The 14,199-nt window shown below is 54.4% G+C and carries 11 protein-coding genes; 8 read left to right on the top strand and 3 right to left on the bottom strand.

Translation table 11 applies throughout. The annotated features are described in order from the left end of the window. The first annotated feature begins 4 nt into the window (after positions 1–4). On the top strand, positions 5–2,452 hold the full coding sequence (glgP, locus tag BG55_RS03050) for a glycogen phosphorylase (protein WP_034934241.1): 2,448 nt from the start codon (positions 5–7) through the stop codon (positions 2,450–2,452). Between the two features lie 143 nt (positions 2,453–2,595). Here the strand turns inward: glgP and glpD are convergent, their stop codons facing one another. Further along, positions 2,596–4,104 carry a glycerol-3-phosphate dehydrogenase gene (gene glpD, locus BG55_RS03045; protein WP_034934240.1) on the bottom strand — a complete coding sequence of 503 codons (1,509 nt, stop codon included), beginning with the start codon at positions 4,102–4,104 and terminating at the stop codon, positions 2,596–2,598. 667 nt (positions 4,105–4,771) lie between these two features. Here glpD and BG55_RS03040 point away from each other — a divergent pair. The 7 genes from BG55_RS03040 to malQ all read left to right on the top strand — a co-directional run bounded on the left by BG55_RS03040 (position 4,772) and on the right by malQ (position 12,962). Continuing rightward, the gene (locus tag BG55_RS03040; RefSeq protein ID WP_034934238.1) at positions 4,772–5,473 is read left to right on the top strand and encodes a hypothetical protein; all 702 of its coding nucleotides are present in this window, start codon (positions 4,772–4,774) and stop codon (positions 5,471–5,473) included. Next, positions 5,466–5,882 (top strand): hypothetical protein, encoded by a 417-nt coding sequence (locus BG55_RS03035; protein ID WP_034934236.1) that lies wholly within the window; start codon positions 5,466–5,468, stop codon positions 5,880–5,882. Before BG55_RS03040 ends, BG55_RS03035 begins: the two co-directional genes overlap by 8 nt. A gap of 207 nt (positions 5,883–6,089) precedes the next feature. Further along, positions 6,090–6,419, top strand: coding sequence for a thiosulfate sulfurtransferase GlpE (glpE, locus tag BG55_RS03030; RefSeq protein ID WP_034934235.1), 330 nt, complete (start codon positions 6,090–6,092; stop codon positions 6,417–6,419). A 237-nt stretch (positions 6,420–6,656) separates the two neighbouring features. Then, complete coding sequence (glpG, locus tag BG55_RS03025) at positions 6,657–7,475, top strand: rhomboid family intramembrane serine protease GlpG (RefSeq protein ID WP_034934345.1); 819 nt, start codon at positions 6,657–6,659, stop codon at positions 7,473–7,475. 39 nt (positions 7,476–7,514) lie between these two features. Further along, entirely contained in the window at positions 7,515–8,273 is a 759-nt protein-coding gene (locus BG55_RS03020; protein WP_034934233.1) for a DeoR/GlpR family transcriptional regulator, read from the top strand. Between the two features lie 196 nt (positions 8,274–8,469). Then, positions 8,470–10,872: a maltodextrin phosphorylase gene (malP, locus tag BG55_RS03015; RefSeq protein WP_034934232.1), complete on the top strand. Its 2,403-nt coding sequence runs from the start codon at positions 8,470–8,472 to the stop codon at positions 10,870–10,872. An 11-nt stretch (positions 10,873–10,883) separates the two neighbouring features. Continuing rightward, positions 10,884–12,962, top strand: a complete 2,079-nt coding sequence (malQ, locus tag BG55_RS03010; RefSeq protein WP_034934230.1) for a 4-alpha-glucanotransferase — start codon at positions 10,884–10,886, stop codon at positions 12,960–12,962. A 70-nt stretch (positions 12,963–13,032) separates the two neighbouring features. Here malQ and nfuA read toward each other — a convergent pair whose 3' ends face one another. Further along, positions 13,033–13,608 (bottom strand): Fe-S biogenesis protein NfuA, encoded by a 576-nt coding sequence (gene nfuA, locus BG55_RS03005; RefSeq protein WP_034934228.1) that lies wholly within the window; start codon positions 13,606–13,608, stop codon positions 13,033–13,035. 58 nt (positions 13,609–13,666) lie between these two features. Then, positions 13,667–14,199: phosphoribosyltransferase (locus tag BG55_RS03000; protein WP_034934227.1), on the bottom strand; the 533-nt coding region annotated here is incomplete at its 5' end.

Raw genomic sequence — 14,199 nt, 5'->3', positions numbered from 1 at the left:
TGATATGAACGCACCTTTCTCCTATAACGCGCCCACGTTGAGTGTGGACGCGCTGAAGAACTCGATTGCCTATAAACTGATGTTTACCCTTGGTAAAGATCCTTCCATTGCCAACAAACATGAATGGCTGAACGCCACCCTGCTGGCAGTACGTGACCGGGTGGTGGAGCGCTGGCTGCGTTCTAATCGGGCGCAATTGTCGCAGGATGTGCGCCAGGTTTACTATCTGTCGATGGAGTTTCTGGTCGGGCGGACGTTATCTAATGCCCTGCTGGCCATCGGCCTTTATGAGGATGCCAGTGCCGCACTGGACGAAATGGGCTTCGATCTGGAAGAGCTGATTGAAGAAGAGTGCGATCCTGGCCTGGGTAACGGTGGCCTGGGGCGTCTGGCGGCCTGTTTTCTCGACTCGCTTGCCACACTGGGGCTACCGGGACGCGGCTACGGAATCCGCTACGATTACGGCATGTTCAAACAGAATATTATCGACGGACAACAGGCGGAGTCACCGGATTACTGGCTGGAATACGGTAACCCCTGGGAATTCCAGCGCTTTACCACCCGTTACAAGGTCCGTTTCGGTGGACGTATCCAGCAGGAGGGCGTGCGTTCGCGCTGGCTGGAAACGGAGGAGGTGCTGGCGACGGCCTATGATCAGATTATCCCCGGTTTCGATACCGACGCCACCAATACACTGCGGCTGTGGGGAGCACAGGCCAGTAATGAAATAAACCTCGGCAAGTTTAACCAGGGGGATTATTTCGCGGCGGTGGAGGATAAAAACCATTCGGAAAACGTCTCAAGGGTACTTTATCCGGATGACTCAACCTATTCGGGGCGAGAGTTGCGTCTGCGCCAGGAGTATTTTCTCGTATCGGCGACGGTGCAGGATATCCTCAACCGCCACTGGATTATGCATCACACCTTCGAAAATCTGGCCGAAAAAATAGCGATCCATCTCAACGATACGCATCCGGTGCTGGCCATTCCGGAGCTGATGCGCTTGCTGATTGACGAGCACAAATACACCTGGGATGACGCTTTCGAAGTCACCTGCCAGGTCTTCTCCTACACTAACCACACGCTGATGCAGGAGGCGCTGGAAACCTGGCCGGTGGATATGATCGGCAAGATCCTGCCTCGTCACCTGCAAATTATTTTCGATATCAATGACTACTTCCTGAAAACGATTCAGGATTACCACCCGGATGACTGGGAACTGTTATCCCGGATTTCGATCATCGATGAGAACAATGGGCGGCAGGTGCGCATGGCGTGGCTGGCGGTGGTGGTCAGCCACAAGGTGAACGGCGTTTCTGAACTGCACTCCAATCTGATGGTGCAGTCGCTGTTTGCCGATTTTGCCGCACTGTTTCCGGGGCGGTTCAGTAATAAGACCAATGGTGTTACCCCGCGCCGCTGGCTGGCGCTGGCCAACCCGTCGCTGTCAGAGGTGCTCGACAACACTATTGGTCGTACCTGGCGTACCGAGCTCAGTCAGCTGGATGAACTGAAACAGCATATCGACTACCCCAGTTTTCTGACCAGAATCAGTGATTCCAAGTTACGCAATAAGAAGCGGCTGGCGGAGTATATCGGCCAGAAGATGGATATCGTTATCGACCCCCATGCGCTGTTCGACGTGCAGATCAAACGCATCCATGAATACAAACGTCAGTTGCTGAACGTGCTGCATGTGATCACCCGTTACAACCGCATCAAAGCCGATCCGCAGGCGAACTGGGTGCCAAGGGTGAATATTTTTGCCGGTAAGGCGGCCTCGGCCTATTACATGGCCAAACATATTATTCATCTGATCAATGATGTGGCTACGGTGATCAACAGCGATCCGCAGGTGAAGAATAAGCTGAAGGTGGTGTTTATTCCGAACTACAGCGTAAGCCTGGCACAGATCATTATTCCGGCGGCGGATCTCTCTGAACAGATCTCGCTGGCGGGCACGGAAGCTTCCGGGACCAGCAACATGAAGTTTGCCCTAAACGGTGCGCTGACCATCGGCACGCTGGATGGAGCGAACGTGGAGATGCGTGAGCATGTCGGAGAAGAGAATATCTTTATTTTCGGCAACACCACGCCAGAGGTCGAGGCGCTGCGCCGCGACGGTTACAGCGCGCATACGTTCTACGAACAGGATGCGGAACTGCATCAGGCGTTGACGCAGATCGCCACGGGTGCCTTCAGTCCACAGGAACCAGGCCGTTACCGTAATATCTTTGATTCCCTGGTGAATCTGGGTGACCACTATCAGCTGCTGGCTGACTACCGTAGCTACGTGGATACCCAGGACAAAGTGGATGAACTCTATCGCCAGCCGGAAGAGTGGACGCGGCGTGCGCTGCTGAATATTGCCAATATGGGGTATTTCTCCTCTGACCGCACCATTCAGGAGTACGCCGACGATATCTGGGCCATTAAACCGGTGCGTTTGTAACAGGTTTTCGCCTGTCCTTTAAGGAAGAGGAGTTAATCAGGCGGATTTCGGTCGGCAATAAAAAGCGGGAACGTTAATGTTCCCGCTTTTTTCTTATCACTTTAAACATTTCTTACAGTCAGATAATGAATCTGATCAACGGCTTACGAAGCCAGTGACAGTGACGGTTTCTTACCGTGCTCAGCCAGCCACTCACCCACGCGTGCTCGCTGGGCCTCATTCAGCCACATACCTTCTTTGGTGCGACGCCATATCGCATCGTCCGTTTCGCGTACCCACTCATTTTCCACCAGATAGCGCAGCTCGGCCTCATAGAAATGATGACCAAAGAGTTCGCCCAGATCTTCCAGGCTTTTCGCCTCTTTAAGAATCAGCTCGCTGTTGCTGCCGTAAGTGCGGGCATAGTGTCGCGCCATCGCTTCAGTGATAAAAGGGTGGCGACGACGCAGGCTGGCGGCATAGTCTTCACTGCTACCGGCAATATCTCCGCCCGGCAACACGCAGGTTTTCGTCCAGGCCGGACCGGCTTTGGGATAGTACTTCGCCAGCTTTTCCAGCGCATGTTCAGCCAGCTTACGGTAGGTGGTCAGCTTGCCGCCGAAGACGGAAAGCAGCGGAGCCTGACCGTTATCATCGCGAACGTCCAGCGTGTAATCGCGGGTGATTGCCTGCGGTGAATCTGACTCATCATCACACAGCGGGCGCACGCCGGAGTAAGACCAGACGATGTCCTGCTCGCTGAGCGTCTTTTTAAAGTGGTTATTGTAAACCTTCAGCAGATAGGCCGTTTCTTTCTCATCAATATGGACGTTTTTCGGATCGCCTTTGTACTCCACATCGGTGGTGCCGATAATCGAAAACTCATCCATCCACGGGATAACAAACACAATACGGTTGTCTTCGTTTTGCAGAATGTAAGCCTGCTTCTGATGATGCACACGCGGCACCACAATGTGGCTGCCTTTGATCAGGCGGATGCCGTAAGGAGACTTCAGTTGCAGGCCGTCGTCAAACAGCTGCTTAACCCATGGACCTGCTGCGTTAACCAGACCTCTGGCCTGCCAGGTGAAGGTTTTGCCACTGTCAATATCTTCAGCTTCCACCGTCCACAGACCGTTTTCACGCCGTGCGCGGGTCACTCTGGTACGGGTGCGCACTTCGCCGCCGCGCTTTTCCACTTCCTGGGCATTAAGCACCACCAGACGCGCATCATCCACCCAGCAGTCAGAATATTCGAATCCGCGCACAATCTCAGGTTTAAGCACTGAATCTGCGCCAAAACGCAAACCTTTACTCCCCGGCAGGCTGGTGCGTTTCCCCAGATGGTCGTACATAAACAGCCCAATGCGGATCATCCATGCCGGACGCAGATGCGGGCGGTGTGGCAGGCGAAAGCGCATCGGGAAAGCAATATGGGGTGCCATCTTCAACAGCACTTCGCGTTCGGCCAGCGCCTCGCTGACCAGCCGGAATTCGTAATGTTCCAGGTAACGTAAGCCACCGTGGATAAGCTTAGAGCTGGCAGAAGAAGTCGCGCAGGCCAAATCCTGCGCTTCCAGCATCAGCACAGACAGGCCGCGTCCTGCGGCATCAGCCGCAATACCTGCGCCGTTGATACCGCCGCCGATTACGATCAGATCTTTGGTTTCCACGTCATCTCCTCCGATGTTCGGAATAGTTCTTAAATGTTCGTTTTCGAGCATAATGATAATCGGAAACCGGGAGCGATGCTAGCGTTAACCAAATAAAAACATTTATGCGTGATCCAGATAACATATCCGCAGGCATAACAGGCCCGCCAGCAACGAAGTTGCTCAATGCGACAGCTGATTTTTTTGACCTGTATCGGGGTAAAAACCCTGGCCTGTGTAAGGGTTAGTCTGGCTGTAACCTGCTGATGATGCAGGGGAGTTCGGAAATCGGGCCTTGGTGACCGCGACGAGTGGGATGGGTTGGCCGACGCGCTTTCCCCGCAACCCGGGATGACTGAGGGATCGTTGCGGATTTGTCATTCAACAGAAATTCAGGCAGATGGGGGGAAATTACTCTGAGTAAATTAACGAACTATCTTCAGGTATGGTGCGCTGTCTTGCTGACCAAATCGGATTATTCGATCTGACTGTGAGTGTTGTTACCCGTGAGTTCAATGCTATATGACAGATTATTCTAGAGAAAAGTCAGGCATCACATCAAATTAATAACATTGTGTACAATCTTTGACGTTATAAAGTATGCACGGATGTTTCGACCTGGATATGAAATCTTATGAGGGCAAGGTAGTTATTTTTTAAATAAATTAAAAAGGAGAGGAAATTAAGGATGAGTAAAAGAAATGATATTGTTGATGGTCGTCAGAGTCATCTTAAATATGGCCTTATCTATACTGAAGTCCTCGGATGGATTGATCTCGGTCATGCTCAGGGTAATGATATAAGAACGCTGTTGAGGAATATTGATTCTGGAGAATCTTCAGGCAGGGAGCGTTACGACGTTACTTATTCTCAATCTATGATTGATCCGACCAGGACCATGAAAATGGGTAAATTTATCACCTGGCGTGTCAAACGTGGTCGTTCGTATTTTGACCGCAGAAGAATTGCACTTGGAATGATGATGTCGCTGGCCCGGAAGTTTGAAGGGTTGCAGGGATCATTCCCCATCAATTGTGTGACAGATAGTGGCTTTAGCGGAGAGGATCTGGTTTCAGATCTACTGGGGTTTTACCGTGTTGTCGGCATGTCTAATCCTTTTGAACTACTGCGTCCGGTCAGCAAAACAGAGGCGCTAAAAAGATGGGATTATTACGAAAAGATCGGTTCCTGGAAAAACGATTCTTTTTTGCCGCTTTTATTCCCGGATCCTGAAAGATTTCCTGATGCCAGGCCTCGAAAAGGTGTCCTGCCGAAATTTATGACGACAGTCAAACCCTGGAATGACTTCCATTCGGGAATAGTTGGTATTGCCAGCGCTGATGGTTCATACGCAGACAAAGCTAAAGGAGGGGCATTACCCTATGCGTAAGTCACTGACGGTATTTGGTGGCGCGGTTATTGCTGTTGCTCTCACTTGTGCCTGGCCGTGGATTAAAATGGTATTGTCCGGTAGCGCTCACTATACCGAGCAGGATAAACGCGAGTATGATTTTTATACTCCCGACATCCTGAGAAAAATGCCGCGAATTTCAACTCGCTATTCCTTTGATTTTACAAATATAACAGGACCTGCGGCGCATGTGTACGCCGTGAAATTCTACGATACGCAGGATATCCGTAAAATAGAAGATTATCTGGCGTCCACCGGATACCGGCGTGCTGAATGTGACTTTGAATCTGTATGTTGGCGCAGAACCGATCCCCGGGAATCTGTTTATGTTGGCACTTTGCATGGTGAAAAAACCGTCATTGTGCAGGTTGTCTACAACTTTACATAACCATTTTCGGGCGGCGATAGCATCATCAGCTCAGAGCATACCCATCAAAGCTGGGTCGTCAGCTTTCCTTTGTAAAAACCTGACATGATTAACGCCATGTAACTTCGCTGCCATCAGGCAGAAAAGGCTGTTAACCTTATGGTTTGTCTGGTTATTGTCAGCCAGGTTCGCGATACAATGGTCTCCCTTTCTTAAAGAGTACTGAGCATGGAACAATTTGAGTGCATCAGCGTGGAACAGGCGCAGGCCAGGCTGGCAGACGACGAGGCGGTGCTGGTAGATATTCGTGATGCGCAAAGCTTTAGTATGGCGCATGCCAGCAGCGCTTTTCATCTGAGCAATGACTCGCTGGGCCGGTTTATCAGCGAGGCTGACCCGGGCACGCCCGTGCTGGTGATGTGTTATCACGGCAACAGCAGCAAAAGCGCCGCACAGTATTTGCTGACGCAGGGTTTTGAGCAGGTTTACAGCGTTGACGGCGGTTTTGAGGCCTGGCGAGCGCAGTTTCCGCAGCAGGTTGAGTCAGGGATGCCATAAGCCGCCATTTATACGCTTCAGGCGCACTGGCCGCACGAGCGCGCCCCCGGTCACTTATCTGAGTGAGCTTGCGGGGAGTGACGCGCTGGCCGCCTTGCTGCAACGCGAATCATTTTGGGTATTAGCCCTGTGCCGAAGCGCTTGCGGCCGTCACGGCTCAGTTTAACTTTACGTCGGCATAACTCATTTGCGGTATATACTGACAGCTTTTATTTCCAGGGACTTCCGAAAGCGATGATGCGCATTACTGAGTTTTCTAATCCCCGCATGGCGCAGGCCTTTGTTGATTACATGCTGACTAAGGCCGTTAAGCTACGGATTGAAGGTGAAAATCCTTACACGTTATGGCTGGATGATGATTCGAAAGTGAATCTGGTCGAAAACGAACTTAATCAGTTTATCCGTGAACCAAACCATCCCCGTTATCAGGCGGCGAGCTGGCACTCTGGCACTACCCGTAGCGGTATTCAGTATCAACGCACCTCGCTGATGAGCAACATCCGTGAGCGGGCAGGGCCGTTGACGCTGACGGTGATGGTTGCCTGCATTGTGGTCTTTATCCTGATGCAACTCACCGGCTATCAGACGGTGATGAGCTGGCTGGCGTGGCCGGACGCCTCGCAGCATTTTCAGCTGTGGCGCTGGTTCTCCCACGCGCTGCTGCACTTTTCACTGCTGCATCTGGTCTTTAATTTGCTGTGGTGGTGGTATCTTGGTGGCGCCATCGAAAAGCGTCTCGGCAGCGGTAAGCTGTTTGTGATCATGCTGATCTCTGCCCTGCTAAGCGGCTGGATGCAGGCAAAATTCAGCGGCGTCATGTTTGGTGGTCTGTCTGGCGCGGTCTATGCGCTGATGGGCTATGCCTGGCTGCGCGGCGAGCGCGATCCGGCCAGCGGTGTCTACCTGGAGCGCGGGTTAATGGCCTTTGCCATCATCTGGCTGATCATCGGTTATATGGGCTGGTTTGGTTTGTCCATTGCCAACGCGGCGCATGTCACCGGTCTTTTGGTGGGGCTGGCGATGGCTTTTGTTGATACCCGGCAGAGAAAATCCTGACCGTAAAACTGGCAGGGACAGGGCAAACAGGAGAGTTTTGTGAAGCAAACGCAACGTCATGACGCCATTATCGATTTAGTGCGTCGTCAGGGATATGTCAGTACCGAAGAGCTGGTGGACCATTTTACCGTCAGCCCGCAAACTATTCGCCGTGACCTCAACGATCTGGCCGATCAGAATAAAATACAGCGGCATCACGGCGGTGCTGCGCTGCCATCCACTTCAGAAAATACGGCCTGGCAGGATCGCAAGATGATGTGGTCGGCGGAAAAGGCCCGCATAGCGCAGCGTGTTGCCAGTCAGATCCCCGATGGTGCCTCGCTGTTTATAGATATCGGCACCACCCCGGAAGCCGTCGCCCATGCGCTGCTTAATCACAATAACCTCCGGATCGTCACCAACAATCTCAACGTGGCGATGTTGCTGATGTCCAAACCCGATTTCAGCCTGATTGTTGCCGGAGGTGAGGTGCGTACCCGTGACGGGGGCATTATGGGCGAGGCGACGCTCGACTACATCTCTCAGTTCCGCCTTGATTACGGCATTCTTGGCATCAGCGGTATCGATATGGACGGTTCGCTGCTGGACTTTGATTACCATGAAGTTCGCACCAAACGGGCGATTATTGAGAATTCCCGCTGTGTGATGCTGGTGGCCGACCACTCAAAGTTTGGCCGCAACGCGATGGTCAACCTGGGCAATATGAGCCTGATAGATTATCTGTTCACCGACGGAATGCCGCCGCCGGGCGTACTGAAAACCATCGAACAACATGAGGTCCACCTGGAGCTGTGCTGAGGGGGCTGATTCCGCCTTCTTATCCATTGTTTATCCGCAGAACCTCTCCCCGCGACTTTCTCCGACGTAAATTCAGCCCGGGCCGGGTGGGCTGAATTTTATCTCCCTGCAATATGAGCATTTTTTTCTGTTCGGGTCTTAACTGTAAGTTCCGGCCCGTTTGCAATTCCCTTTTCCCCTTGCAGAAGGAAGTGGTATGTCGCAGCAGAAATTTAATCTGGCACGTTTTGAGGCGGCGCTGACGCGCCAGTGGCAGCATCTTGGTTTGTCTGACGCCAGTGAAATGACCCGCCATCAATGGTGGCAGTCGCTGAGCGGTGCGCTGGCCGAACTGCTGGCAGCCATGCCGGTAGCAAAACCGGCAAAGAAGCAGCGGCACGTAAATTATATCTCAATGGAGTTTCTGATCGGCAGGCTGACCGGCAACAACCTGATGAATCTGGGCTGGTTCAACGACGTCAAAGCCGCGCTGGCTGAGCATCAGGTGGATCTGAGTGAGCTGCTGGAAGAAGAGGTGGATCCGGCGTTGGGTAACGGAGGTCTGGGACGGCTGGCGGCCTGCTTCCTCGATTCGATGGCAACGGTAGGGCAGTCCGCTATCGGCTATGGACTGAACTACCAGTACGGCCTGTTTCGTCAGTCATTCGACCACGGCCAGCAGCGCGAAGCACCGGATGACTGGCATCGTGAGCGCTATCCGTGGTTTCGCCACAACGCCGCGCTGGATGTGACAGTAGGGTTCGGCGGTAAGGTGGTCAAAAACGATGCGGGGGGATTTGTCTGGCAGCCCGCATTCACCCTGCGAGGTGAGGCCTGGGATTTGCCGGTCACCGGTTACCAGAATGGTGTCGCTCAGCCTTTGCGGCTGTGGCAGGCCACCCATACCGAGCCTTTTAATCTGACCCTGTTTAATGACGGTAAATTCCTTCAGTCTGAGCAGCAGGGAATTGACGCGGCAAAACTGACTAAGGTGCTTTATCCCAATGATAACCATCAGCAGGGCAAGCAGCTGCGGCTGATGCAGCAATACTTTCAGTGTGCCTGTTCCGTTGCCGATATTCTGCGACGGCATCATCTTGCCGGACGAAAAATCAGTGAGTTGCCGGACTATGAGGTGATCCAACTTAACGACACCCATCCGACTATCGCTATCCCGGAGATGCTGCGCGTTCTGCTGGACGAGCACCAGTTGGGCTGGGATGCGGCCTGGGCCATCACCAGTAAAACCTTCGCCTACACCAACCACACCCTGATGCCGGAAGCGCTGGAGCGCTGGGACCAGAAGCTGGTGCGTTCACTGCTGCCGCGCCACTACATGATTGTCAAAGAGATCAACAAGCGCTTTAAAAAGGTGGTTGATAAACACTGGCCGGGCGATGAGGCGAAGTGGGAAAAGCTGGCGGTGCTTTATGACCATCAGCTGCGCATGGCTAACCTGTGCGTGGTCAGCGGCTTTGCGGTCAACGGCGTGGCTGCGCTGCATTCCGATCTGGTGGTGAAGGATCTGTTCCCGGAATATCACCAGCTGTGGCCCGGCAAGTTCCATAACGTGACCAATGGCATCACGCCGCGCCGCTGGCTCAGGCAGTGCAATCCTGCGCTCTCCGGGCTGATTGACGACACGCTGAAGGTGGAGTGGGTAAACCATCTGGATGCGTTGAAAGGGCTGGAGCCTTATGCGGAGGATGCGGCGTTTCGTCAGCGTTTCCGGCAGATTAAGCATGATAACAAGGCACGGCTGGCAGACTACATCGACCATCTGACCGGTATCGAAGTTAATCCGGATGCCATTTTTGACGTGCAGATTAAGCGCCTGCATGAATATAAGCGTCAGCATCTTGGCCTGCTGCATATTCTCTCCTGCTACAAACAACTGCGCGATAACCCACAGATGGAGATGGTGCCGCGCGTCTTCCTGTTTGGCGCTAAAGCCGCCCCCGGCTATTACCTGGCAAAAAACATTATCTACGCCATCAATAAGGTGGCCGAGAAAATCAATAACGACGCCACTATCGGCGGCAAACTTAAGGTGGTGTTTATTCCGGATTACCGCATTACGGCGGCGGAACTGATGATCCCTGCGGCTGATTTGTCCGAGCAGATTTCCACGGCAGGTTATGAAGCCTCTGGCACCGGAAATATGAAGCTGGCGCTGAACGGCGCGCTGACCATCGGCACCCTTGATGGCGCCAACGTCGAGATCGCTGAACAGGTGGGTGAGGAGAATATTTTTATCTTTGGTCACACCGTGGATGAAGTGAAAGCGCTGAAGGCCAAAGGCTATGACCCGCTGAAAGTGCGGAAAAAAGATAAGCATCTGGATGCCATTCTGAAAGAGCTGGAAAAAGGATTCTTCAGCGGTGGCGATAAACAGGCTTTTGAGATGATGCTGAACAGCTTTGGTAAAGGCGGCGATCCCTGGCTGGTGCTGGCGGATTTTGCCAGCTATCTGGCAGCGCAAAAACGCGTTGAGGCGCTCTGGCGCGATAAAGAGGCCTGGACACGGGCGGCGATCCTCAATACCGCCCGCAGCGGCATGTTCAGTTCTGACCGCTCCATTCGTGACTACCAGCAGCGGATCTGGCAGGCACGGCGCTGAGGAGGGGGCATATGGAGAGTAAAAAGTTCGAACAGGCCGCGGCCGCAGCGGGCATTGCCGCTAAGTACATCAACGCGCGGGGAGAAACCGAAGAGATCGACAGTGCAATCCGCCAGCGTCTGCTGGCGGCGATGTCGCCAGCGCCAAAAGGAAAGGCCGCACCGCTACCACCCTGTAAAGTCTTTTTGCAGAAGCGCTCGTTACAGCTGAAGGTGGCAGGCAAGGGCGACTATCAGTGGCAACTGGTGACCGAAAACGGGCGGGAATACAGCGGCGTGGTCAGCGCAGGTGAGGCTATCGCGCTGCCTGCCAGGCTACCGCTGGGCTACCATCAACTGCATCTGTCTCAGGCCAGTAAACGCTGGCCGTGCCGGATTATTGTGGCCCCGGTGCGCTGCTATGAGCCAGCACCGCTGTTGCAGGGAGAAAAATTGTGGGGCAGCTGCGTACAGCTCTATACCGTCCGTTCCGACACGAACTGGGGGATGGGCGACTTCAGCGATCTCAGGCAACTGGTCAAAGAAGTTGCCGCACGCGGGGGATCCTTTATTGGTCTGAACCCTTTGCATTCGCTCTATCCGGCCAGCCCGGAGAATGCCAGCCCCTACAGCCCCTCTTCGCGCCGCTGGCTGAACGTGCTTTATATCGACGTGGCGGCCGTGGCGGATTTTCAGCTGAGTAAAGCGGCCCAGCGCTGGTGGCAGCAAAAAAACACGCAGCGGCGACTGCAACAGGCCCGAGAGAGCGAGTGGATCGATTACTCGCGGGTTGCCGGACTGAAGATGCAGGGGCTGCGTTTTGCCTGGCAGCAGTTCAGCCTGCGGGAGAGTGACGATGCGGATCGTGCCAGTTTTGATGCTTTTATCAGCCGGGGCGGTGCCAGTCTGTTCTGGCAGGGAGCCTTTGATGCCCTGCACGGTAAGATGCTGAGCGAGGATGCGAATCGCTGGGGCTGGCCGGTGTGGCCGCAGGCGTTGCAGGATGTGCACAGTCAGCAGGTGCAGCAGTTCTGCCAGCAGCATGAAGAGGAAGTGCATTTCTGGCTGTGGCTGCAATGGCTCGCCAGTCGGCAGTTTGATCAGTGTTGGCAACTCAGCCAACAGCTGGCGATGCCGCTGGGCCTCTATCGCGATCTCGCCGTCGGCGTGGCGGAAGGTGGCGCGGAAACCTGGTGTGACCGCGAGCTGTATTGTATGCAGGCATCGGTCGGCGCGCCGCCGGATATTCTGGGGCCGCAGGGACAGAACTGGGGACTGCCGCCTGCCGATCCGCACGTAATGGCGGCACGGGGATGGCAGCCATTTATCGATCTGCTGCGGGCCAATATGGCCAGTTGCGGCGCGCTGCGCATCGACCACGTTATGTCGATGCTGCGCCTGTCGTGGATACCCAGAGGGGAAACCGCCAACTACGGAGCCTACGTCTACTATCCGGTGGACGATCTGCTGGCCATCCTCGCGCTGGAGAGTCAGCGCAACCACTGCATGGTGATTGGCGAGGACCTGGGAACCGTGCCGACAGAGATCGTGGCGAAGCTGCGTGACAGCGGGATCTATTCATGGAAGGTGCTCTATTTTGAACAGGAAAATATGGATCGTTACCGTTCCCCTTCTGCCTGGCCGCGCCAGTCAATGGCCAGCGCCACCACCCACGATCTGCCCACGCTACGCGGCTTCTGGAGTGCGGGCGATTTATCGCTGGGAGAGACGCTGGGCGTTTATCCCGACCGGGCGATCCTCGCCTCGCTGTATCAGGACAGGGCAAGGCAAAAGCAGGCGCTGCTCAACGCGCTGCATCAGTATCACTGTCTGCCAAAAAGCAGCGGTAAAAACGCCGGGCTGATGAAGATGACGCCGGAACTGAATCGCGCCATGCAGCGGTTTATTGCCGACAGCAACAGCGCGCTGCTCGGCCTGCAACCGGAGGACTGGCTGGATATGGCACAGCCGGTTAACGTGCCTGGCACCACCAATGAGTATCCCAACTGGCGGCGAAAACTGAGTACTACTCTGGAGGAGATGTTCGCCGATCGGCGCATCAACCGGTTGATTAAAGATCTTAACCGACGACGTAAACCACAGCGGAAATAAACGGCGGGACAGGCAGAGGAGTCAGCGATACCCGGTGGAAATGATCCCGCCGGGCGCTTTCTGGCAGGATTCAGTAGAAAGAGTGCTCGCCGCGCTGATGCTCGGTCAGATCGCGCACGCCTTTCAGCTCCGGAAAAGCGGCCAGCAGCTCTTTTTCGATGCCTTCTTTCAGCGTCACATCGACCATCGAACAACCGTTACAGCCGCCGCCAAATTGCAGAATGGCGAAACCGTCATCGGTAATTTCCATCAGCGATACTTTGCCGCCGTGGCTGGCGAGCTGGGGGTTGATCTGCGCCTGTAACTGGTATTCAACGCGCTCGATCAGCGGCGCGTCATCACTGACCTTACGCATCTTGGCGTTAGGGGCTTTCAACGTCAGCTGAGAGCCGAGATTGTCGGTGACGAAATCAATTTCAGCCTCTTCCAGATAAGGCGCGCTCAATTCGTCAACAAAGGCAGACAGCTTATCGAACTTCAGTTCGGTATCGGTAGCTTCTACCGCATCGGGTGGGCAGTAGGAGACGCCGCACTCGGCAGTTGGCGTACCCGGATTGATAACGAATACGCGGATCTGGGTGCCCTCTTCCTGTTTCGACAGCAGTTTTGCGAAGTGCTCTTGCGCAGAGTCTGTAATTCGGATCATGGCGATTGCTCAATAGTTGACTAATTTACCTGGTTATAATACGCCCATCACCGACGCTCTACAAGGTTCGGCAAAGGCTCCATACCTGCACGCTGGCGGCGCCTGCGGCCAGCAAAATGCGGCTGATTTCTCCCACGGTACTGCCGGTGGTAATCACATCATCGGTCAGTGCGATATGCCGTCCGTTGACCCCGGTTTCAACCCTGAACGCGCCGCGCAGGTTCCTTCTTCTCGCACTGGCTGGCAGGCTGTGCTGAATACGGGTCTGCCGCTGACGGGTTAAGCCGGCGGCGGCATAACGGCAGCCGATCCAGCGCGAAAGATGCCGGGTAATATCGTCCATCTGATTGTAGCCACGCTGCCAGGCACGTTGGCGATGCAGCGGTACGCAGAGCAACAGATCGGGCTTCTCCAGCATAAAATCACGGCGTGCAGCTAACCAGGTTAGCAGAAGCAGCCGCGCAAGCATCACCGAGAGTGCGGTCGTGCCATAAAATTTCAGCTGTGTGACCCAGTCGCGCAGCGGAGGTTGCCAGCCGCTAACGAAAATCATCCGCTGCCAGGCGGGGGGCTTCAGCTGGCAGCGGCCGC

The sequence above is a fragment of the Erwinia mallotivora genome, from assembly GCF_000590885.1.
Taxonomy (GTDB): domain Bacteria; phylum Pseudomonadota; class Gammaproteobacteria; order Enterobacterales; family Enterobacteriaceae; genus Erwinia; species Erwinia mallotivora.
This window is presented reverse-complemented; position numbering and strand designations above follow the sequence as displayed.

Bases quoted from the DNA above. Each gene is read 5' to 3' on its own strand.
- glgP (WP_034934241.1), top strand. From the start codon at position 5: ATGAACGCACCTTTCTCCTATAACGCGCCCACGTTGAGTGTGGACGCG.
- BG55_RS03040 (WP_034934238.1), top strand. From the start codon at position 4,772: ATGAGTAAAAGAAATGATATTGTTGATGGTCGTCAGAGTCATCTTAAA.
- BG55_RS03035 (WP_034934236.1), top strand. From the start codon at position 5,466: ATGCGTAAGTCACTGACGGTATTTGGTGGCGCGGTTATTGCTGTTGCT.
- glpE (WP_034934235.1), top strand. From the start codon at position 6,090: ATGGAACAATTTGAGTGCATCAGCGTGGAACAGGCGCAGGCCAGGCTG.
- glpG (WP_034934345.1), top strand. From the start codon at position 6,657: ATGCGCATTACTGAGTTTTCTAATCCCCGCATGGCGCAGGCCTTTGTT.
- malP (WP_034934232.1), top strand. From the start codon at position 8,470: ATGTCGCAGCAGAAATTTAATCTGGCACGTTTTGAGGCGGCGCTGACG.
- malQ (WP_034934230.1), top strand. From the start codon at position 10,884: ATGGAGAGTAAAAAGTTCGAACAGGCCGCGGCCGCAGCGGGCATTGCC.
- nfuA (WP_034934228.1), bottom strand. From the start codon at position 13,608: ATGATCCGAATTACAGACTCTGCGCAAGAGCACTTCGCAAAACTGCTG.